The 21,016-nt window shown below is 68.8% G+C and carries 17 protein-coding genes; 11 read left to right on the plus strand and 6 right to left on the minus strand.

The window, feature by feature from the left end; all coding sequences use genetic code 11:
* The first annotated feature begins 179 nt into the window (after nucleotides 1–179).
* Entirely contained in the window at nucleotides 180–1,886 is a 1,707-nt protein-coding gene (gene ilvD, locus AB0H50_RS10630; protein ID WP_357449493.1) for a dihydroxy-acid dehydratase, read from the plus strand.
* Nucleotides 1,887–1,924: 38 nt separating this feature from the next.
* On the opposite strand, the gene AB0H50_RS10635 is transcribed toward ilvD, so the two are convergent.
* Both AB0H50_RS10635 and AB0H50_RS10640 read right to left on the minus strand, forming a co-directional pair.
* Nucleotides 1,925–2,659 (minus strand): GTP pyrophosphokinase family protein, encoded by a 735-nt coding sequence (locus AB0H50_RS10635; RefSeq protein WP_357449496.1) that lies wholly within the window; start codon nucleotides 2,657–2,659, stop codon nucleotides 1,925–1,927.
* 88 nt (nucleotides 2,660–2,747) lie between these two features.
* The gene (locus AB0H50_RS10640; RefSeq protein WP_357449499.1) at nucleotides 2,748–3,410 is read right to left on the minus strand and encodes a TetR/AcrR family transcriptional regulator; all 663 of its coding nucleotides are present in this window, start codon (nucleotides 3,408–3,410) and stop codon (nucleotides 2,748–2,750) included.
* Nucleotides 3,411–3,541: 131 nt separating this feature from the next.
* Here AB0H50_RS10640 and AB0H50_RS10645 point away from each other — a divergent pair, with 131 nt between their 5' ends.
* The 6 genes from AB0H50_RS10645 to AB0H50_RS10670 all read left to right on the plus strand — a co-directional run bounded on the left by AB0H50_RS10645 (nucleotide 3,542) and on the right by AB0H50_RS10670 (nucleotide 11,522).
* Nucleotides 3,542–4,675 carry a VOC family protein gene (locus AB0H50_RS10645; protein WP_357449502.1) on the plus strand — a complete coding sequence of 378 codons (1,134 nt, stop codon included), beginning with the start codon at nucleotides 3,542–3,544 and terminating at the stop codon, nucleotides 4,673–4,675.
* Complete coding sequence (locus AB0H50_RS10650) at nucleotides 4,672–5,610, plus strand: fumarylacetoacetate hydrolase family protein (protein WP_357449505.1); 939 nt, start codon at nucleotides 4,672–4,674, stop codon at nucleotides 5,608–5,610. Before AB0H50_RS10645 ends, AB0H50_RS10650 begins: the two co-directional genes overlap by 4 nt.
* Complete coding sequence (locus tag AB0H50_RS10655; RefSeq protein ID WP_357449508.1) at nucleotides 5,607–7,514, plus strand: acyl-CoA synthetase; 1,908 nt, start codon at nucleotides 5,607–5,609, stop codon at nucleotides 7,512–7,514. The genes AB0H50_RS10650 and AB0H50_RS10655 overlap by 4 nt, the downstream gene beginning before the upstream one ends.
* On the plus strand, nucleotides 7,511–7,675 hold the full coding sequence (locus tag AB0H50_RS10660; RefSeq protein WP_357449510.1) for a hypothetical protein: 165 nt from the start codon (nucleotides 7,511–7,513) through the stop codon (nucleotides 7,673–7,675). Before AB0H50_RS10655 ends, AB0H50_RS10660 begins: the two co-directional genes overlap by 4 nt.
* Nucleotides 7,672–9,210, plus strand: coding sequence for a bifunctional 3-(3-hydroxy-phenyl)propionate/3-hydroxycinnamic acid hydroxylase (locus tag AB0H50_RS10665; RefSeq protein ID WP_357449512.1), 1,539 nt, complete (start codon nucleotides 7,672–7,674; stop codon nucleotides 9,208–9,210). The genes AB0H50_RS10660 and AB0H50_RS10665 overlap by 4 nt, the downstream gene beginning before the upstream one ends.
* Nucleotides 9,211–9,314: 104 nt before the next feature.
* Entirely contained in the window at nucleotides 9,315–11,522 is a 2,208-nt protein-coding gene (locus AB0H50_RS10670) for an MMPL family transporter (RefSeq protein ID WP_357449515.1), read from the plus strand.
* Here the strand turns inward: AB0H50_RS10670 and AB0H50_RS10675 are convergent.
* Nucleotides 11,489–12,475 carry a DJ-1/PfpI family protein gene (locus AB0H50_RS10675; protein ID WP_357449518.1) on the minus strand — a complete coding sequence of 329 codons (987 nt, stop codon included), beginning with the start codon at nucleotides 12,473–12,475 and terminating at the stop codon, nucleotides 11,489–11,491. The genes AB0H50_RS10670 and AB0H50_RS10675 overlap by 34 nt on opposite strands.
* 126 nt (nucleotides 12,476–12,601) lie before the next feature.
* Between AB0H50_RS10675 and AB0H50_RS10680 the strand changes: the two genes are divergently transcribed.
* Both AB0H50_RS10680 and AB0H50_RS10685 read left to right on the plus strand, forming a co-directional pair.
* Entirely contained in the window at nucleotides 12,602–13,525 is a 924-nt protein-coding gene (locus AB0H50_RS10680) for an NAD-dependent epimerase/dehydratase family protein (protein WP_357449521.1), read from the plus strand.
* Between the two features lie 135 nt (nucleotides 13,526–13,660).
* Nucleotides 13,661–15,910 (plus strand): serine/threonine-protein kinase, encoded by a 2,250-nt coding sequence (locus tag AB0H50_RS10685; RefSeq protein ID WP_357449524.1) that lies wholly within the window; start codon nucleotides 13,661–13,663, stop codon nucleotides 15,908–15,910.
* 19 nt (nucleotides 15,911–15,929) lie between these two features.
* Here AB0H50_RS10685 and AB0H50_RS10690 read toward each other — a convergent pair whose 3' ends face one another.
* Nucleotides 15,930–16,844, minus strand: coding sequence for a LysR family transcriptional regulator (locus AB0H50_RS10690; protein WP_357449527.1), 915 nt, complete (start codon nucleotides 16,842–16,844; stop codon nucleotides 15,930–15,932).
* A 79-nt stretch (nucleotides 16,845–16,923) separates the two neighbouring features.
* Between AB0H50_RS10690 and AB0H50_RS10695 the strand changes: the two genes are divergently transcribed.
* Together AB0H50_RS10695 and AB0H50_RS10700 are read left to right on the plus strand one after the other, a co-directional pair.
* The gene (locus AB0H50_RS10695) at nucleotides 16,924–17,907 is read left to right on the plus strand and encodes an EamA family transporter (RefSeq protein WP_357451508.1); all 984 of its coding nucleotides are present in this window, start codon (nucleotides 16,924–16,926) and stop codon (nucleotides 17,905–17,907) included.
* The gene (locus AB0H50_RS10700) at nucleotides 17,904–18,845 is read left to right on the plus strand and encodes an SMP-30/gluconolactonase/LRE family protein (RefSeq protein ID WP_357449530.1); all 942 of its coding nucleotides are present in this window, start codon (nucleotides 17,904–17,906) and stop codon (nucleotides 18,843–18,845) included. Before AB0H50_RS10695 ends, AB0H50_RS10700 begins: the two co-directional genes overlap by 4 nt.
* A 109-nt stretch (nucleotides 18,846–18,954) precedes the next feature.
* Here AB0H50_RS10700 and AB0H50_RS10705 read toward each other — a convergent pair whose 3' ends face one another.
* Nucleotides 18,955–19,623 (minus strand): hypothetical protein, encoded by a 669-nt coding sequence (locus tag AB0H50_RS10705; RefSeq protein ID WP_357449533.1) that lies wholly within the window; start codon nucleotides 19,621–19,623, stop codon nucleotides 18,955–18,957.
* Between the two features lie 53 nt (nucleotides 19,624–19,676).
* Nucleotides 19,677–20,930 carry a cytochrome P450 gene (locus tag AB0H50_RS10710; protein WP_357449536.1) on the minus strand — a complete coding sequence of 418 codons (1,254 nt, stop codon included), beginning with the start codon at nucleotides 20,928–20,930 and terminating at the stop codon, nucleotides 19,677–19,679.
* Between the last annotated feature and the right edge of the window lie 86 nt (nucleotides 20,931–21,016).

A 21,016-nucleotide genomic window follows, 5' to 3' on the forward strand; every position in this document is an offset into this window, starting at 1 on the left:
GGCGAAGTGCTCGAGTCTTTCTCTTCATTGCCGCATTCGGTTGCGGCGGAACCGCTCGTCATCAGAGACGATCACGTCCGTTGGCCGCGATAGCCGTTCGTTGCGGTCGAGCGTGGAACAGGAGGCGGTTCGGCGTGGTCGCCGCCGGAATCGGGGTGGAGCGGGGATGATGGGGAATCGTGTCCGAGAATTCGAAGGTCTCCGATCTGAAGCCGCGTAGCCGTGACGTCACCGACGGCCTGGAGAAGTCCGCCGCGCGCGGGATGCTGCGGGCGGTCGGCATGGGTGATGAGGACTGGGAGAAGCCGCAGGTGGGGGTGGCGTCCTCGTGGAACGAGATCACACCGTGCAATCTGTCGCTGGAGCGGCTCGCCAGGGGGTGCAAGGACGGTGTGTTCTCCGGTGGCGGCTTTCCGATGCAGTTCGGCACCATCTCGGTGTCCGACGGTATCTCCATGGGACACGAGGGGATGCATTTCTCCCTGGTCTCGCGGGAGGTGATCGCCGACAGCGTCGAGACCGTGATGCAGGCCGAGCGGCTGGACGGCTCGGTGCTGCTGGCCGGCTGCGACAAGTCGCTGCCCGGAATGCTGATGGCGGCGGCCCGGCTGAACCTGGCGAGCGTGTTCCTGTACGCGGGGTCGATCCTGCCGGGGATCGCGAAACTCTCCGACGGCAGCGAGCGCGAGGTGACGATCATCGACGCGTTCGAAGCGGTCGGCGCGTGCGCGCGCGGGTTGATGAGCCGCGAGGACGTGGACGCCATCGAACGCGCGATCTGTCCCGGCGAGGGCGCCTGCGGCGGCATGTACACCGCCAACACCATGGCAAGCGCGGCCGAGGCGCTGGGCATGTCGCTGCCGGGCAGCGCGGCCCCGCCCGCGACCGACCGCCGCCGCGACGGTTACGCGCGACGCAGCGGCGAGGCGGTGGTGGAGTTGATCCGGCAGGGCATCACCCCCGCCGACATCCTCACCAAACCTGCCTTCGAGAACGCCATCGCGGTCGTCATGGCCTTCGGCGGCTCCACCAATGCCGTGCTGCACCTGCTGGCCATCGCGCACGAGGCGAACGTCGATCTGACGCTGGACGATTTCGCCCGCGTCGGCCGCCGGGTGCCGCACCTGGCCGACGTGAAACCGTTCGGCAGGCACGTGATGACCGACGTGGACCGGATCGGCGGCGTGCCGGTGATGATGAAGGCGCTGCTCGACGCCGGGTTGCTGCACGGTGACTGCCTGACCGTGACGGGGCGGACGGTGGCGGAAAACCTGGCCGAGATCACCCCGCCGGACCCCGACGGCAAGGTGATCCGCGCGATGGCCGCGCCGATCCATCCCACCGGCGGCATCACCATCCTCAGGGGGACCCTCGCTCCCGAGGGCGCCGTGGTCAAGTCGGCGGGCTTCGAATCCGACGTATTCACCGGCACAGCAAGGGTTTTCGACCGCGAACGGTCCGCGATGGACGCGCTGGAGGACGGCACGATCACGGCGGGGGACGTGGTCGTCATCCGGTACGAGGGCCCGAAGGGCGGTCCGGGGATGCGCGAGATGCTGGCCATCACCGCCGCCATCAAGGGCGCGGGCCTCGGCAAGGACGTGCTGCTGCTGACCGACGGGCGGTTCTCGGGTGGCACCACGGGTCTGTGCGTCGGGCACGTCGCCCCGGAAGCCGTCGACGGCGGGCCCATCGCGTTCGTGCAGGACGGCGACCGCATCCGCCTCGACGTCGGCGCGGGCACTCTGGACGTACTGGTCGACGACGGCGAACTCACCCGCCGCCGTGCGGGCTGGAAGCCGTTGCCGCCCCGCTACACCCGCGGTGTGCTGGCGAAGTACACGAAGCTGGTCGGCTCGGCGTCGGGCGGCGCGGTCTGCGATTGACGGGGCGGATGTACTGCCGGTCGAAATGACCGGACCGTCTAGCTGCTCAGGTTGCGTTGCCTGGCGAGTGACTCGATCAGTTCGAGTGGCGCGGGCAGCGGGATCGCGCCTTCCTCGGCGGGGGCGTTGAGGCGGGACGCGGCGACCCGCTCGTGGAGGTGTTCCATCCGCATGTCGAGCCGGTTCGCGGCGTCCGCGGCGTCGGTGAGTTCGGCGAGCAATTCCTCCGGAATGTCACCGCCGTATTTGTAATAGATCTTGTGCTCGAGGCTGGCCCAGAAATCCATGGCGATGGTGCGGATCTGGAGTTCGGCGGGCACGTGCTCGACGCGGTCGCTCATGTACACCGGCAGCTCCAGCAGAATGTGCAGGCTCTTGTAACCGTTGGGCTTCGGGTCGGCGATGTAGTCGCGCACCTCGGTGACGGTGACGTCGGACTGGCTGGTGAGCATGTCCGCGATCCGATAGGTGTCCTGGATGAAGCTGCAGGTGATGCGCACACCGGCGATGTCGACGATGTTCTTCCTGATGTCGGGCAGCGTCACCGGTATGTTCTTGCGCTGCAGCTTGTGCAGAATGCTCTCCGGGGACTTCAGCCGCGACCGGACGTGCTCGATCGGGCTGTAGTTGTGGATGTAGGTGAATTCGTCTTTCAAGATATTGATCTTGGTCATCAACTCGGAAATGACGAATTGGTACGACATCATGAAGCGGGAGAATTCGGTGCGAAAATGAGCCAGGTCGTCGTCACGCACAATGTTCGGTGAATCCATCACATCCGCATCCCGCTGATTCGAAGCTGTCGTCTCTACCGACAGTGTGCCACCGAGGGCTGAGACGTAGCTGAGCGGTGACCCCGCCTCAGGCGGCGGAGTCGCCCCGCGGCAGCGCGTCCAGCGACGGCAGCGGTCGCGCGCAGATCTCGCGCGCTTCGTCGGCGGGCAGGCCGAACATCCGGAGCAGGTCCTCGGTCACCTGGTCGGCGGCCTCGGCGTCGTCGCGTTCGGGGCGGTCGTGCAGTAGCTGGCCGAGGCACAGCGCGGCGCCGGCCACGATCGTCATCGCCAGCTCCGGATCGCTGGTGTGGAAGCGGCCCGCGTGGACGGCCGCTTCGATGTCGCGACGGGCTCGCGGCGCGAGACCCCTGCTCGAGCTCGCGAGGTTCAGTCCGTCGTTGAGCAGGACCTTGCTCAGGGTGGGGTTGCGCCGGTGCAGGCGGCCGGTGAGCCGGAAGCTCTGCGCGAACACCTGGGCCGGGTCGTCCAGGTCCTCGCACAGCAGGTCGAGCAGTGCGCCGTGCCGGTCGAGCGCCTCCTCGATGGCGGCTCGGTACAGCTCCTCCCTGCTCTGGAAGTGGTTGTAGAACGACCCCATGCCCACGTCGGCCGCCTGGGTGATCTCGAGGATCGGCACGTTGAGCTTCCCCTCCGCCAGCAGTGACTGTGCCGCGCTCACGAGCGCCGCGCGGGTCCGCGCCTTGCGGCGCTCCAGGCGGTTGGGTTCCGGGCCGTTCTGCGCGGTCATCGCTGTTCCTCCCTGACGTCTTCGCACGCCATCGTAGCGCCCCGGTCAGTGTTGACGAATTTGTCAGAACCTCTTGACTGACTACTCGCTCGCGAGTGACGATATCGTCAGTAACTGGAAGGGGGTGGTCGATGAGCGGCCATCACGATGTGCACAGTGGTCTGCACAGCGAGCGCGGCGCGTTGGCGGGCGAGCACCCCGGCCGCGCGGGCAATCCGGTGGTGAAGGTGCTCGATCTGGCCTGGCTCGAGTTCGCGAAGCCGGACCTGGAACGCGCCGAAACTTTCGCGAACGCTTTCGGTTTCACGACGGCGCGCCGCACCGCCGACGAGGTGGAGTTGCGTGGCAGCGACCCCGGCTCGCCCTGTGTGCTCGTCCGCCGCGGCCCTCGTTCGCGCTTCCTCGGTCCGGCCTTCCTGGCCGCCGATTCCGCCGACCTGTTGCGGCTGGCGGAGGCCACTGGCTCGCGGGTGAGGCCGCTGCCGGAATCGCTGGGCGGGCTCGGGGTCGAGCTGGCCGACCCGAGCGGGCTGCGCGTTCGGGTGGTCGCCGAGACACACGAGCTGCCCGCGCTGCCGCCGCAGGAGCCGCATGTGTACAACCTCGGACACGACATGAGGCGCGTCAACGGGACCCAGCGCCCGCCCCGGGCGCCCGCGCGGGTGCAGCGGCTCGGACACGTCGTCGTGCAGACGACCAAGTATCGGGAAACGCTCGACTGGTACCTGCGCAACCTCGGCATGATCGTCAGCGACTTCCTCTACTACCCCGGCCAGCGGGAGCGCGGGCCGGTGATGAGCTTCATCCGCTGCGACCGGGGCGCCACCCCGGCCGATCACCACACGCTCGCGCTGACGCTGGGACCGTCCAACCGGTACGTGCACTCGGCGTACCAGGTCGCCGATCTGGACGCGCTGGCCGCGGGCGGCGAATTCCTGCGCGAGTGCGGCTACCGCCGGTCGTGGGGGATCGGCCGCCACATCCAGGGCAGCCAGATCTTCGACTATTGGCGCGATCCGGACGGCTTCATGGTCGAGCACTTCAGCGACGGCGACATGTTCGACTGCACCCTCGAGCCGGGCTGGGCGCCGATGAGCGCCTCCGGTCTGGCGCAGTGGGGTCCGCCCGCCACCAAAGACTTCCTCGGTCTGACTCCAGGGGCCGAATCGCTGCGGGAACTGCGCGCGATCGCAGGCGCGCTGCGGGAGGACAACGAATTCGATCTCCGCCGCTTGGGCGGCCTGTTGAAAGTAGCCAAGTCATGACCTTTTCCGTCCTGCGCACCGCCGACGCCTGGTGGGTGCGCACGCCCGCCGGTGCGGCCCGTATCGAAACAGCCGCGACGACCACCCGGGAGCTGCTCGCCGACCGCGATGCGATCGCCGCGGCGGCGGCTGGCTCGGAGGTTGTTGCGGTGGAAAGTCTTTCGTTGATCTCGCCGGTGACCGCGCCATGCCGGGTGGTGGCGCAGATGACGAACTTCGCCTCCCACGTGAAGGACTCCGGCATGGATCCGGAGACCGTGCCGCTGACGTTCTTCCGCAAGACCTCCGGATCGATCAGCGGCCCGCACGACGACGTCGTCCGGCCCGCGCACGTGCGTCTGCTCGACTACGAAGTGGAGATCGGCCTCGTCTTCGGCCGCGAGATGCCGGTCGGCTCGGAGATCGACGCGGAGAACCTCGCCGACTACATCGTGGGTCTCGTGGTCACGAACGACATCTCGGCCCGTGATGTCCAGTTGCCGAAAACCCAGTTCTACGAGGCGAAGTCGTATCCGACGTTCACCCCGGTCGGACCGGCGCTGGTGCTGCTGGACGCCGACGAGCTGAAGCGGTTCACCGATCTGCGGCTGCGGCTGTGGGTCAACGGTGAAGTGCGGCAGGACATGACGGTCGCCGACATGATCTACCGGCCGGTTGAGACGCTGCGCGAGCTGACACGCTTCCAGCGGATGGACGCGGGCGACCTGCTGCTCACCGGAACGCCGATCGGCACGGCTATCAGCGCCCCGCCCAAGACGGTGCAATTCATCGCCAACTTCCTGCCGCCAGCGGTCAAGTGGAAGATGTTCTTCCAAGGTCAGGCCAAGAATCCGAAGTACCTGAAGGACGGCGACGTGGTCGAGGCCGCGATCGGCACCGACGACGGCGCCATCGATCTCGGCCGCCAGCGCACCGTCGTGAGGTACGCCCGGTGACCGAGACGACGCTCGCGGCCGACGACCTGCTCTGGCCTCGCTACGCCGGTCCGGAGGACTTGGCCGCCATCGAATCCGTGCCCTTGGCGGCGCGCGGTCTGCCCGAGTCGACCTATGCCCTGCTCGTCCGCGCGGCGACGCGGTGGCCGGAACGCAACGCGCTCACGGTGCTGCCGGAAGCCGCGCGTTGGCGGGAACCGTTGCGGCGCAGTTACGCCGAACTGCTCGCCGACGTGCACCGGTATGCGAACCTGCTGCACGAACTCGGCGTGCGACGCCGCGACGCGGTCGCGATCGTCGCGCCCAACTGCGCCGAGCTGATCCCCGCCACCCTCGCCGCGCAGCTGGCGGGCATCGCCGCGCCGATCAACGGCGGTCTCTCGCGCGATCACATCGCGAAGTTGCTCGGCCGCTCCGGGGCACGGATCCTGATCGTCGCCGGACCCGAACTCGCCGCAGACAGTTGGGCATCCGCGCGAGAGCTGGCCGCGCGAGGGCTCGTGGACGCCCTGCTGGTGCTGCGCCCCACCGCCGCGGCGGACCAGGCGCCTGAGCTGCCCGTAATCGCCGGTGTCCGGATCGGATACCTCGATCTCCTTGCCGGAGAACAGGATTCGTCCCGATTCGTCGGCGCGCCGCCCGCGGCATCGGATCTCGCTGCCCTGTTCCACACCGGCGGCACTACCGGCGTACCGAAGCTGGCCGCGCACCGGCACTCCGGCGAGGTCGCCAACGCGTGGATGATCGCCGCCAACTCCATGCTCGACGAGGACTCGGTCGTCTTCGCCGCGCTGCCGCTGTTCCACGTCAACGCCCTCGTCGTGACGCTGCTCGCGCCGATGTTTCGCGGTCAGTCGGTGGTGTGGGCCGGACCGCTCGGCTACCGGGACTTCATCCTCTACGCGGAGTTCTGGAACATCGTGGCGCACTACGGGATCGCCGCCATGAGCGCGGTGCCGACCGTGTACGCCGTGCTCGCGCAGTGCCCGATCGGCGCGGACATCTCCAGCCTGCGCTACGCGATGGTCGGCGCGTCACCGCTGCCGCGCGCGGTGCGCGAGAACTTCCAGGCGCACACCGGAGTGACCCTGGTGGAGGGCTACGGACTCACCGAAGCGACCTGCGCGTCGGCGCGCAGCTTCCCGGATCTGCCGCGACCGGGTGCGGTGGGACAGCGCATGCCCTATCAACGCGTCGAGATCGTCCGTAGCACCGTGGACGGGTCGTGGGTGAAGCTGCCCGCGGGTGCGATCGGTGTCCTGGTGATCAGCGGCCCAACGGTTTTCGCCGGTTACGTGACCGGGTGGGACGAGCACGGCCACGTCATCGACGGGCTGGGCACCCTGGCCGACGGGTGGCTGGACACCGGCGATCTGGCCCACATCGACGAGGACGGCTTCATCCACCTGCACGGTCGCGCCAAGGACCTGATCATCCGTGGCGGCCACAACATCGACCCCGCGACCATCGAGGACGCCCTGCTGGCTCACCCGCAGGTCGCCGCCGCCGGTGCGGTCGGACGCCCGGACGTGCACGCCGGTGAGGTCCCGGTCGCCTACGTCGTCCTCTCGGCAGATGCGGACGTCACCGAATCGGAGTTGGTGCGGTGGGCCGCCGACCGGGTGCACGAGCGCGCCGCCGCACCCAAGACGGTCACCGTCCTCGACGCGCTACCGGTCACCGACGTCGGCAAGCCCTACAAGCTCGGCCTGCGCGCCGACGCCACCCACCGCGAACTGCTCGAGGTGCTCGCCGAGACCGCCGGAGTGCGCGGCGTCACGGCGGAGGTCGCGGACGGCGCGGTCGTGGCGACGGTCGAACTCGAATCCGCCGCCGACGAGCGAGAAGTGGAGACCGTCCTCGGCCGCTACGCGATCACCTGGAAAGTCGTGGTGGCGCAATGACAATCGTCTCGACGGTACTCGCGGGGCTGACGCTGCTGATGGCGGGCGTCGTCGTCGCCCATCTGCGCAACGGCGACGGCATATCCGAGATGGCGCCCGCGGCCGTGACCGCGCTTGCCGCCGTCGGCTATGTGGTCACCCTTGCCGGGGTTTCCCCGTGAGCGCGCAGACGATTCCGGTCGTGCTCATCGGAGCGGGTCCGGCCGGACTCACCGCGGCCACCTTGCTGGCGCAGTACGGGATCGAGTCGCTGATCCTGGAACGGTGGGAGGGCGTGTATCCGCAGCCGCGCGCGGTCCACCTCGACGGCGAGATCCGCCGGATCGTCGACCGGCTCGGCGTCGGCGACGAATTCGACGCGATCTCCCGGCCCGCGCTGGGTCTGCGGTTGCTCGATCCCGATCGGCGGGTACTGGCGCAGTTCGATCGCGATCCGGCCGGTGATCGCAACGGGCACCCGGAGGCGAACCTGTTCGACCAGCCGGAATTGGAAGCGATCCTACGCGCCAACCTGCGCCGCTATCCGGAGGCGACACTGCGGAGCAACGCCGAGGTCACCGCCGTGACCGAGGAAAGCGATTACGTCCGAGTCGATTTCACCGAGAGGGAAACGGGGCGAGCCGAATCGGTGCGCGCCCGGTACCTATTGGGCTGCGACGGGGCCAACAGTCTCGTTCGCGGCGCGATCGGGGCGCGGATGCGGGATCTGCGATTCGAACAGCGTTGGCTGGTCGTGGACATCGCCATGACGGCCGACCTCGGCCACTGGGAAGGCGTCCACCAGATCTGCGACCCGACGCGCGCCGCCACCTATATGCGTATCGGAAAAACGCGCTACCGGTGGGAATTTCGGCTTCGCTCCGGCGAGACCGCCGCCGATTTCCGCGACCTGTCCCAGCTGCGGCCGCTGCTCGCGCCGTGGGTCGGCACCGTAACGCCCGAGCGCCTCGAGCTGGTGCGGATCGCCGAATACACCTTCCGTGCCCAGCTCGCCGATCGCTGGCGCGCGGGCCGGGTCTTCCTGCTCGGCGACGCCGCCCACCTGACGCCGCCGTTCATCGGCCAAGGCATGGGCGCGGGTCTGCGCGACGCCGCGAATCTCACCTGGAAACTGGCCGGGGTGCTGCGCGGTGAGCTTCCGGACAGTGTGCTCGACACCTACGAGACCGAGCGAAAACCGCACGCGCGAGCGATGATCCGGCTGGCGAAAGTCATCGGCGTGACCATGACCGAGGGCGGCGAACTCGGCAACCACCTGCGCGGTCTGATCGCACCGGGGCTATCTCGGGTGCCCGGCCTCGCCCGCATGGTGACCAGCGGCGAATCCCCGCCGCTGCGCCGCTCCGGCCTGGTGGTCGCTCCGCTGCTGCGCCGCGGCCTGGCCGGTCGGCTGCCCCCGAACGATCGCCTCCCCGACGGGCGACGGGTCGACGACCTCATCGCGGGGCGGTTCGCGATCATCACGATGGTTGACGTGCCGCGGGCCGACAAGAAGCGGATCGAGCAGCACGGGGGTGTCGTGCTTCGCGCGGCGCCGGGGACGGTGCTGCACCGCTGGCTTCGGCACGGTCGTGCGTCGGCGGTCCTGGTCCGGCCGGACGGAGCCGTGCAGAGCTGGGGAGCGAACGCGTCCGCCCTGTGCGCGTCGGTGCCGGGGTTCGGGCCCGGCGAAGGCGCGCAGGCCACAGGAGAATGATTGCTGACCATTGCTACGGTTTTGAGGAAATCATCACTTTTTGTGATATCGTGCCAGCGGTGCGCTTGTCGCTCGTCGCATGGTGGCCCGGTGAGAGGATCCGCATGTCTCGGTATCTGTTCGCGCTCGGGCGCGTCGTAGCTCGTCGTCGCTGGTGGGTGCTGGCGATCTGGATCGTGCTGCTGATCGGCGCGGTCGGCTTCGCAGCCGGAACCGGCGGCAAAACGAACGACAACTTCACCGTTCCCGGCACCGAATCGCAGGATGCTGTGTCGTTGCTGAAGCAGCGGATGCCGGCGTTCAGCGGCGCGCAGATGCAGGTGGCCTTCGCCACGCCCGGCCTGGCCAAGGTGACCGACCAGCAGGTCGCCGCTGAGATCGAGCAGGTGATGGCGGGGTTGAGCGGACTCCCGCAGGTCGCGGCGGTCGTCGACCCGTTCCAGGCCAAGGCGGTGTCGCCGGATCAGCGCGCCGCGCTGGGCAGTGTGCAGTTCTCGGTGTCGGCGGGGGAGGTCGGCGAGGACACGCTCGAAGGAGTCGACCGCGTCGCGGATCCGGCGCGGGAAGCGGGGCTCGATGTGGAGTTCTCCGGCGCGGTCTATCCGGGCTTCACCGCCGAAATCCCGCATACGCCAGAGCTTCTCGGCGTCATCGCGGCATTGATCATCCTACTGGTCACCTTCGGCGCCGCGGTCGCGGCCGGTCTGCCCATCGTCACCGCGCTGGTCGGCGTCGGTATCGGGCTCACCGGGATTCTCGGGGTCGCCGCTTTCGTCGACGTGCCCTCGGCGGCGACGTCACTGGCCTTGATGCTCGGTTTGTCCTGCGGCATCGATTACGCGCTGTTCGTCCTGTCGCGGCACCGGCACCACATCGTGCTGGGAATGGCGGCGGCGGAATCGATTCCACTCGCCGTCGGGACCGCGGGCAGTTCGGTGGTGTTCGCGGCGGTCACCGTGATCATCGCGCTGTGCGGACTGACGGTGGCGAACATCCCGTTCCTCACCGTCATGGGTCTGACCGCGGCGGGCGCGGTGCTGGTGGCCATGCTCGTGGCCCTGACGCTGCTACCCGCGCTGCTCATGTTCGCCGGTGACACCGTCGCCAAGTTCATCTCGCCGCCGCTGCATCCGGGATGGCCGGAGGAAATCGCGCGCATCGCCGCCTACGAGCCCGAGCGCACGTTCGGGCACTCGTGGGGGCGCTTCGTCACGAGATTCCGCATCCCGCTGTTGATCCTCGGCGTCGCGCTGCTCGTCGTCCTGGCCATCCCCGTCACCCGCATGGAACTCGGATTGCCCAGCGGCGCGATACAACCGGACACGAGCACCGCGCACAAGGCCTACGACCTGGTCGACGAGTCGTTCGGCCCCGGCTTCAACGGGCCGCTGCTGCTGGCGACCGACCTGTCGAGAGCCACCGGCCCGGACGCGGCGCAAACGCTCATGGGCAGGCTGCGACAGGAACCCGGCGTGGCCGTGGTGCAGCCCGCGGGCACCGGGGACGGTCTGATGCTGATCCAGGTCGTCCCCGAAACCGGCCCCGACGACCCGGCCACCGCCGATCTGGTCAACCGGCTGCGTGACGACCGCGCCGCGATCGAAAGCGGCACCGGGGCAACGTATCTGGTCGGCGGCACGACGGCCGCCAACATCGACACCTCGAACCGGCTCGCCGAGGCGCTGCCGATCTTCCTCGCGGTCGTCGTCGGCCTGGCGCTGGTGTTGCTGACCATCGCGTTCCGCACGATCCTGGTGCCGCTGTTTTCGATCGCAGGCTTCATCCTCTCGGTCTTCGCCGCCCTTGGCGCGCAGGTCGCGGTGTTCCAATGGGGCTGGGGCGCCGAACTTTTCGACGTCACCAAGGCGCAGACGCTGAGCTTCCTCCCGATCATCACCCTCGCCATCATCTTCGGCCTGTCCAGCGACTACCAGATCTTCGTCGTCTCCCGGATCAAGGAGGAACACACCCGCACCGCCGACGCGGTCACCTCGGTGCAGAACGGCGTCGCGCACTCCGCCCGCGTCGTCACCGCCGCCGCGCTGATCATGTTCGCGGTGTTCGTCGCCTTCGCCACCGTCGACAACCCCATCGTCAAACCGCTGGCGTTCACCCTCGCCGTCGGCGTCCTGCTCGACGCCTTCGTCGTCCGCCTGACCCTGGTGCCCGCCGTCATGGCCCTGGTCGGCAACCGCATGTGGTATCACCCGCGCTGGTTCGCCCGCTACGTCCCCGATCTCGACATCGAAGGCGCCGAACTCGAGCACCGCATGGCTCCTCACGTGGAACCAGAGGCCGCACCCGCACGATAGGACGTTCGGTCCGGTTGCTGGGTGAACGCGGCGCGATACGCGCTGGGGGTCAGTCCGGTCCGTCGCGAAAGATGTTGGCGCAGTGAGTCTGTCGTGGCGAGGCCGCTGAGGCGGGCGACCTGGTCCATCGGCAGGTCGGTCGTTTCCAGCAGCTCCTGGGCGCGGATGACGCGCTGATGGAGGAGCCATTGGAGCGGGCTGAGGCCGGTTTCCGCGTGGAACTTGCGGGTCAAGGTGCGAATGCTGGTGCGGGCATGATTCGCGAGGGCGGCGCGGGTGAGTGGCTCGTGCAGGCGGCCGAGCGCCCAGCTGCGGGTCGCCGCCAGCGACGTACCGGTCTCGGGCGGAAGGGGCGTCCGAATGAACTGCGCTTGTCCGCCCGGTCGGACGGGCGCCGCCACGACGAGGCGGGCGACCGCGTTGGCTGTCGCGGCGCCGTAGTCGGTGCGCACCAGATGCAGGCACAGATCGATGCCCGCGGACAGTCCGGCGGAGGTCAGGATGTTGCCGTCTTCGACGTATAGCACGTCGGGGCGAAGTTCCACCGCGGGGAAACGGCGGGAGAATTCGTCGGACTTGGCCCAATAGGTGGTGGCGCGGCGCCCGTCGAGCAATCCGGCCTGGGCGAGGACGAAAGCTCCGGTGCAGATCGAGGCTATCCGCTTGCCCGCGGCCGCGGAGTGGCGCAGCACCGCGAGGATGCGCGGATCGACGTCGTCGCGGGCGCCGGTGCCGGTCACGATGACCGTATCGGCGTCGTCGACGGCCTCCAGACCGTGCGGAACGGTGATCTCCAGGCTGCCGTTGGTGGCGACCGGGCCGGGGTACGCGGTGCAAATGCGTACCCGATAGCCGGGGGCGCCGTCGACCAGCATTTCGCCGAGCACCAACTCGGGAATGGACAGATCGAACGTCGTGGCCGGTGGGACGGCGACGACAGCCACTCGGTGCATGGCCCGAACCTCCGGATCTTTGGCATGTGGGCCACTATCGTACGGATCTCCTGTGACGGAGGCTGATTGGCACGGCGGCGCGGTCGTTGCGCCGACTGCCGTTCACACCGAACCAGGAGAGCAGACATGTCCTTGTACGTCGTCATCGGAGGCGGAGCCACCGGCTCGGCCACCGCCCGTTTGCTCGCCGAAGCAGGCGAGCGGGTTCGGCTCGTCACCCGCGGCGGCAGCGGGCCGGTGCACGCGCGGATCGAGCGAATTGCCGCCGATGCCACCGATATCGCGCGGCTCACCGAACTGACGCGCGGCGCGGCCACCCTGTTCAACTGCGCCGCGCCGCCCTACGATCGCTGGCCGACCGACTTTCCTCCGCTGGCCGCCGCCCTGCTGGCGGCAGTCGAGCGCACCGGCGCCGACTATGTCATGCTCGGCAACACCTACGGCTACGGCCCGGTGGACGGCCCCGTGACCGCGGAGCTTCCCCTGGCGCCAACGAGTGTGAAAGGCCGTGTGCGGGCCCGAATGTGGCACGAAGCGCGAGCCGCATACGAGGCGGGCCGGGTGCGGGTGACCGAGGTCAGGGCCAACGACTTCCTTGGCGCACACGCGATTTCGCCCTTTACGCTCATGGTCGGTGCGCATGTGCTGGCTGGATCGCCCGCTTCTTACCCCGGCGATCTCGACGCCCCGCACAGTTGGACCTACACCGGCGATGCGGCGCGCACACTCGTCGCCGCGGCGCGGCACGAGCAGTCCTGGGGCCGCGCCTGGCACGTGCCGTCCAGCTCCGACGAGTCGGTGCGCGAACTGGCGGCGCACCTCGCCGCGGCGGCCCGCGCGCCGGAGCCGCGCCTGAATCACATGACGAGGGCCGAGCTCGAGGAAATCGGTCGGTCGGACTCGGTCATGGCGGAGTTCCCGGAGATGCTGTACCTGTACGACCGGCCCAACATCCTCGATGCGTCATCGACCGCGACGACATTGCCTCTCACACCGACTCCGATCGATGAGGTCTTGGCCGAGATGGCGGCGGTGTCGGTAGGGCCCTGATTGCCGTCCTTCCGTCGATAGGGGAGCGATACCCTTGAGGTCTGCGGAAAGGAGCAAATGTGGGGCAACTGGAAGGAAAGGCCGCACCGCACGTAGCCCGCCGCGTGATCGCCCCGCGCTGACCTCGAGCTACCGATGTACGAGCCGATCGACCTGGTCGATTCAGCCGAACGGACCCGCACCGCGCTCGCCACCGCCGCGGCGCGGTTCTCCGAGGCTTGGGCCTCCGGGTCCCCGCCCGACCTGTCGGCCTATCTACCGCGTGAACCGGCCGCGCGGCGGACGGTACTGATCGAACTGATCAAGATCGACCTGGAATATCGCTGGCTGCGTCACCACTTTCCCAAACGACTGGCCGAATACCGCGCGGAGTTCGCCGAGCTGCGCGAGGGGCCGCTCCCGGCCGAGCTCGTCTACGAGGAATTCCACGCCCGGCGCCGCGGCGGGCAGGTGGCCGAGACGGCGGCCGCTGCCACCGCCGCGGCGGACTCGGAGCTCGCGCAGATCGACGGCGACTACCGCAGCACGATGATCGCCCGTCCAGGAGCCCAGGTGCTGCTCGACGCCATCGACGTCGGCGACCGGGTCGACGATTTCGACCTGCTGATGCGGATCGGAGCGGGCGCCTTCGCCCAGGTGTATCTCGCCAGGCAGCAATCCATGCAGCGACTGGTCGCGGTCAAGATCTCGCACAACCACGGCATCGAGCCGCAGACCCTCGCCCAGCTCGACCACGAGTACATCGTGCGCATCTTCGACCAGCGCCTCATCGGCGACGGCGAGCTGAAGCTGCTCTACATGCAGTACCTCCCCGGCGGAACGCTGCTCGACGTGCTGCGTTTGCGGCGCTCGACACCGGAGGAGCGCCTCGGCGGGCAACTGCTGCTCGACGCGGTCGACGACGTGCTTGCCGAAAAGGGAGAGGTGCGGCCGGCGGAATCGGCCGTTCGCGAACGGACCGCTGCGCTGACCTGGCCGGAGACCGTCGCCTGGCTGGGCCGCCGACTCGCGGAAGCCTTGCAGCACGCGTCGGAACGCGGGGTGTTGCATCGCGACATCAAACCCGCGAACGTATTGCTCAGCGCCGAGGGCATCCCGAAGCTGGCCGATTTCAACGTCAGCTTCAGCAAACGCGTCAAGGGTGCGAGTCCGCTCGCGTACTTCGGCGGATCGCTGGCGTACATGTCGCCCGAACAGCTCGAGGCCTGTCATCCTGAGCTGGCCACGACCGCCGCTGACCTCGACACGCGAAGCGACATCTTCGCGCTGGCCGTCATGCTGTGGGAACTGCTGACCGGGCGGCGTCCCTTCGCGGACGAAACATCCGCGGGCGAGTCGGAGACGTCGCTGGCACGCATGCTCGAGCTGCGGCGCCGACCCATCGACTCGACGTTCCTGTCCGATCTACCGCCGGACTGCCCCGCGGCCCTGCGCCAAGTGCTGCTGAAGTGCCTGTCGCCCGACCGTGCTGACCGCTATTCATGCGGCTCGGAATTGGCCCAGCAGCTCGACCTGTGCCTCGAGGCCAGGGCCCGCGACCTCGTCTATCCGCCGCCGAACAGTTGGCGGGCGCGCCTTTCGCGGTGGCCGACCCCGATCCTCTGGTTGTCTTCGCTGTTCGGAATCGGCCTGGCTACGGCCTACCTGGCCACACACGCCCAAAAGCTGATCAGAGAGCGAGTGCCCGACGCCGTCAACGCACAGATGGACAAGGGCGTGATCGCTTGCATCCTCGGCGTCTTGCCGTTGGCCATCCTCATCTACGTGTACATATCGCGTGATTTGCTCGCGGTTTCACGCGGCTTGCGCGATGGCAGGCGCTACGACGAGGCGACGCTCGCGCGGGTGCGGTCGCGAACGTTGCTGTGGGGCGACCTGTGTGCGCTGAACACCCTGCTCGCCGCGGTTATCGCAACCGTGACAGGCGTGATGTTGCTGCGCTGGTTCACCGACCTTTCGCTGCGGATACAGATCCACGCGGCGATGACCGTGCTGGTGGCGGGCACCATATCGGTCGCCTACACGTTCTTCCTCTCCACCTTCTATATCGTTCGTTGCGTCTATCCCATCCATCTGCGCCACGGCCGCACGACGGAGCACGACTCGGCCGATCTGCATTGGCTGCGTCGAAGAACCACGGTCTATCTCGCGATCACCGCGTCGGTGCCGGTGATCGGAGTGCTGGCGGGATTCAGCGCCCTCGAATCGGACGAGCTTGCGCTCGTGCGCGATTCGGTGCTGGGATTGTGCGCGGGCGGCGGCCTCGCCTTCGTCGCCGTGTATTGGCTCTTCCGTAAGCTCGACGCCGACCTGCGCGCGCTGGACCGCGTGATCTCCGTTCCCGCACTCGACGACCGCCCCGATCGCGCGGGTCGCGCGAAATGATCTCGGAAGTGATCGCGCCTCAGTGAGCCGCGTCGCCCGTCGGATCGTCGGCGGGCGGGTGCGGATTCGGGATATCGATGATGGCGAGGAACGCGGTCGCGGCGGGCGTGCGACTGAAGCGGTTCCAGACGACGTACTCGACGCGGGCGGGCGCGTCGTCGATCGCGAGGGTGACCACGCCGGTGAGCTGCGGCGCGTAGGCGGCGGGAAGCATGGCCACACACAGGTCCTCCCCGACGAGCCGGGTGATGTAGTCCGCGGTGGTCACTTCGAAGGCGACGTCACGGTCCAGGCCCGCGGCCGCGAAAGCTTGGTCGGATTGGGCGCGTCCCGCGGTCCCGGCAGGCAGGTCGACGAATACCTCGGACGATAGCCTGCGCAGGTCGACCGTGGATTCGCCCGCGAGCGGATGGTCCGGCGCGACCACGGCGACGAGCCGGTCACGGGCGAGTTCACGGGTGGCGACACCGCGCGGGCGCGAGGTGGTCGGAAGCCCGAGGAATGCCACGTCGATGGCTCCCTGCGCGACCTGCTCGACAAGATCCTCGCTCGCACCGACCCGCAGGCAGATGCGCACATGTGGGTGCCGCCTGCGGAATTCGCGCAGCGCGCCGGGTACGTCGACCGCGGCGACGGTGGGGATCAGGCCGACCGCGAGCCGCCCGCGCACCTCGCCGACGGCCGCGGCGACCTCGGCGGCCGCGCGCTCGGCGGCGTCCAGGCACTGGCGGGCGGCCGGGAGGAACGCCGCTCCGGCGGGAGTCAGCCGCACCCGGCGGCTGGTGCGCTCGAACAGGCGCGCGCCGAGTTCCCTTTCCAGGCGTGCGATTTGGTGGCTGAGGGCGGACTGGACGACCAGACACCGTTCGGCGGCGCGGGTGAAGCTGTTCGTCTCGGCGACGGCGACGACGTAGCGCAGCTGTTGAAGCTCCATGGATCAATCGTGAATCACGATCGATGGAGTGACAAACATGTGTTGGATTCATCAATGGATCTCCGATGAGATCGTGAGTATGAAAAGTCCAGCAGCGCAGTGGCTTCCCGACCCCGAAGGCGGTGGCGCGCTGTCTCGCACCGCATCGACCGCGCTCGCTCCCGCGGCGTGGGGCACGACCTATGTCGTCATCACCGAGCTTCTCCCGCACGGACATCCACTGTTCGCCGGACTCCTGCGCGCGTTGCCCGCTGGCCTGATCGCGCTGGCGCTCACCCGGACGCTGCCGCGTGGCGCGTGGTGGGGGAAAGCCGCGGTGCTCGGTGTATTGAACATCGGCCTGCTCACCGCACTGCTGTTCGTTTCGGCCGAACGCCTGCCCGGCGGCGTCGCCGCCACCTTGGCGGCGGCTCAGCCGCTCGTCGTCGCGGTGCTGGCGGTGGCCGTTCTACGCGAGCGTCCGTCCGCTCGGCGCTTCGCTTGGGGAGCGATCGGCGTGGTCGGCGTCGGCTTGGTGGTACTCGGGCCGAACGCGGCCCTCGACAGCACAGGGGTCGTGGCCGGCCTCGGCAGCGCGGCTTCGCTGGCGCTCGGGCTGACCCTCACCAAGCGCTGGGGCCGCCCCGCCCAAGTCGGTCCCACCGCCTTCGCCGGCTGGCAACTCACCGCGGGCGGCCTATTCCTGGTGCCCGTCACGTTTTTCGTCGAGGGGCCGCCTCCCGCCATCGACGCGACCGCCGCCCTCGGCTACCTTTGGCTGAGTCTGGTCGGCGGTCTGCTCGCCTATGCGCTGTGGTTCCGCGGCGTCGCCGCCTTGCCCGTCACCTCGGTCGCGGTGCTCGTCCTGCTCTCGCCCCTGGTCGCGGCGGTGCTCGGCGCCGTCCTGCTCGATCAGACGCTCCGCCCGATCCAGCTCGCGGGGTTCGCGCTCGCGCTCGCCGCGATCGTCGCCGGTCAGCTGCCCACACCCACCCGCTCACCCGATCCTGCCGCACCCCCTGGAAAGGACATCTCGATGAAGACAGCCGTTTTCGGAGCCACGGAAGAGAGGGCGATGAGATGAAGCGTGCACTCGGTACTTTGGCCGCGCTGGCCTGTCTCGGCGGGGTGGTGCTGGCACCCGCTATCCCGGCAACGGCGGACAGCCCGGTGTTCCCGGCCACCATCGTGCTGCCCGACGGATTCCGTCCGGAAGGTGTCGCCATCGATACGCTGCCGGTGGCCTACTTCGGCTCCATGGCAGACGGTTCCATCTACCGCGTCGACCTGGTGACCGGGCACGGTGACCTGCTGAGCCGTGGCCCAGGTACGCAGGCGCTCGGCCTGCGGATCGATGACCGCGGACGATTGTTCGTCGCGGGCGGCACCGGCGGCGATGTCCGCGTCCTGGATATTTGGACGGGCGCGGTGCTGGCGACCTACCAACTGGCAACTCCGCCGGACACTTTCGTCAACGATGTCGTGTTCACTCCGTCGGGCGCGTGGTTCACCGACTCGCGCGCACCCGTGCTGTACCACTTGCCGATCGGGCCGGACGGTAGATTGCCCGCGCCCGAGGAGGTGGCCAGAATCCCGCTCACCGGTGACCTCGCCTACGTGCCGAATGCGTTCAATGCCAACGGCATCGCGCGCACGCCGGACGGCGCCGGCCTGATCGTCGTGCAATCGGTGACCGGCCGCCTGTTCCGCGTCGATCCCGCGACGGGCGCGACGCGCGTCATCGACCTCGGCGGCGAGGAACTGCCCGACGGCGACGGGCTGCTCCTGGACGGCAGCACACTGTATGTCGTGCAGAACCGGCGCAACGCGATCGCCGTGATCTCCCTCGACGCTGCGGGCACGACGGGCACGCTCGTGCGGCGAATCACCGACCCGCGCTTCGACGTGCCGAGCACCGTCGCCGCGTACGCGGGGCGGTTGTACCTGCCGAACGCTCGCTTCGACACCCCGACCGAGCCGACCACGCCCTACACCGCCGTCGCGGTCGAGCTACCCCGATGAGCGGCGGGGGAGTCGTGTGCCGGGCCGCGACGAGTTCGGCGTCGCGATAGGGTCGCGGCCCGTCACGGGGATCCTCCCGGATGCCCTGCGGCCCAGTGCAATACGTAGCTCAGTGCAATACGTACCGGCTGGTGGGCACGACGTCGATATCGCGATCGGCGCCGAACGCGGCCACGCTGGTCATCATGCGCTCGATCCGCCTGCTCAGCTCGGCGGGGTCGCCGCCGCTGCCGTAGAAGGCGTGCGGGTCGCGCAGCGCCGCCAGCGGGAACAGTTCCTCGACCACCGCGGCAAGGTCCGGTGCGGTGTCGGTGACGGCCTCGAGCACGCGATTCTGTACGTACCCGAAGGTGGCCTGGGTGGCGATGGCGACCTCGGTGTGGCGGTTGCGCCAATGATCGAGCCATTCGTCGTACGGCTGTTCCGGCGGTCTGCGCAGAAACGCGACGTTGGCCAGCCCGGGAGTGCGCTCGCCGATCGCGACCGGAGGCGGCGGAAGGGGCGTCCTGACTTCGACCCGCCACCCCTCGTAGCGCTCGGCGACGTCACCGAGCGCCGCGAGCACGGCGGCGCGGTCGCAGCCGGTCGGCGACGAGAGGGTGAGCACCGCGTCGATCGGCGCGTCGAAGGTCGTCAACCGGAGCATCGCGTCGGCCACGTCGGCGTCGGAGATGTTCAGCCGCACGGATTCGACGCCCGCCGCGACCAGCCGCCGCGTCGAACCCGCGTCCCGCAGGTCGCCGACACCCCAGAGCGCGAAGATCAGGTCTTCCTGCACAGCACCACCACCTTGTAGAACAGGTTCTAGGCGAGTGTAGGCGGCGCGCGGGCTCAGCGCGGCAGCAGGGTGATGCGGGCGTTCTCGGCCGGGCTGAGACCGGTGTGGTAGCGGCGTGGCGGTTCGATGGGGCCCGGCGCAGCCTGGATGCGACGCTGCTCGAGCACAGTGCGGAACAGGATGCGGGCCTCCACGAGTGCGAACTGCGCGCCCAGGCAACGATGCGCGCCTGCGCCGAAAGTCAGCCAGGTCTGGCCGTTCGGTCGCTCGTCGAGGAAACGTTCGGGGCGGAAGACCATCGGATCGGCGTAATGCCGGGGTGATTCGTGAATGAGCAGGATCGGCACGATGACGATGGCGCCCTTGGGAATGCGGATGCCGTTGAGCACGGTGTCGCGGAGGGCCCGCCGCCCGGTGAACGGGGAGACCGGGCGCAACCGCATCGTCTCGGCGACCACGGCGTCGAGGTACGCGTCGAGCCGTTTCCCGTCGCCCGCGTCGGCCGCCGCGTCCAGCTCGGCCATGGCCTGCGGATGGCCCGCGAGCATGGCGGCGATCCAGCCGAGCGTGATGGCGGTGGTCTCGTAGGCGCCCAGCAGGACGCCGCGCATATTGCGGGCCAGCGCGGCGTCGTCGTGCTGATCGAGTTCGGTGCCGACGTACCGGGACAGCACGTCTTTCCGGTCGCTCCGGTCGCCGGGTTCGGCGCGGCGCGCGGCGATCTCCTCGATGATCACGGCGTCGACCTCGGCTTGGCGGCGACGCAGCGGCGGGTAGGGCAGCGTGTAGCCGCCGATCAGCGGCGTGAGCAAGGTGACGGCGAGGAAACCGCGACTCTCGATCTCGCCGAACCATTGGCTCACGGCCTGTTTCAGCCGATCCCGGCGGGCAGGCGCCACGTCACCGAAGACGACCGCGAGCAGCACGCCGATGGCCAGGTCGTAGCCCGCCTTCAGGAACTCGAACGGCTCACCGACCGGCCAGGTGGGCAGCTCGCGCTCGACCACCTCCACCATGAGCTCTTCGTAGGATCGAAGCGCCTTGCTCTGGAACGGCGGAGCGAACAGCCTGCGTTCGCGGCGGTGCTCGTCGCCGTCGAGGAAGATCAACGTCTGCTTGCCGAACATCGCGTCGTGGCTGGAGAACCGGCTCAGCACCTGCCCGACCGAGAAGTCGTCGTGGTTGGCGAAAAGCTCTCGCACGTCGTCCATATCGTGGGTGACCAGCATGTCCGGGAATCCCGGCGGCGAGACGACGAACCGTTCCCCGAGTTCCAGCAAGGGGGAACGCTGGGTGCCGGGTCGCATCAGTCCACCGATTTGCCCGAGGTGGCGGGTACGTAGCAAAGGGAGTTCACGCAGCGATAGCGGAGTGTGCGACACGCAGCCATCCT

Source organism: Nocardia sp. NPDC050793 (assembly GCF_040654065.1).
In the GTDB taxonomy this organism is placed as follows: Bacteria; Actinomycetota; Actinomycetes; order Mycobacteriales; family Mycobacteriaceae; genus Nocardia.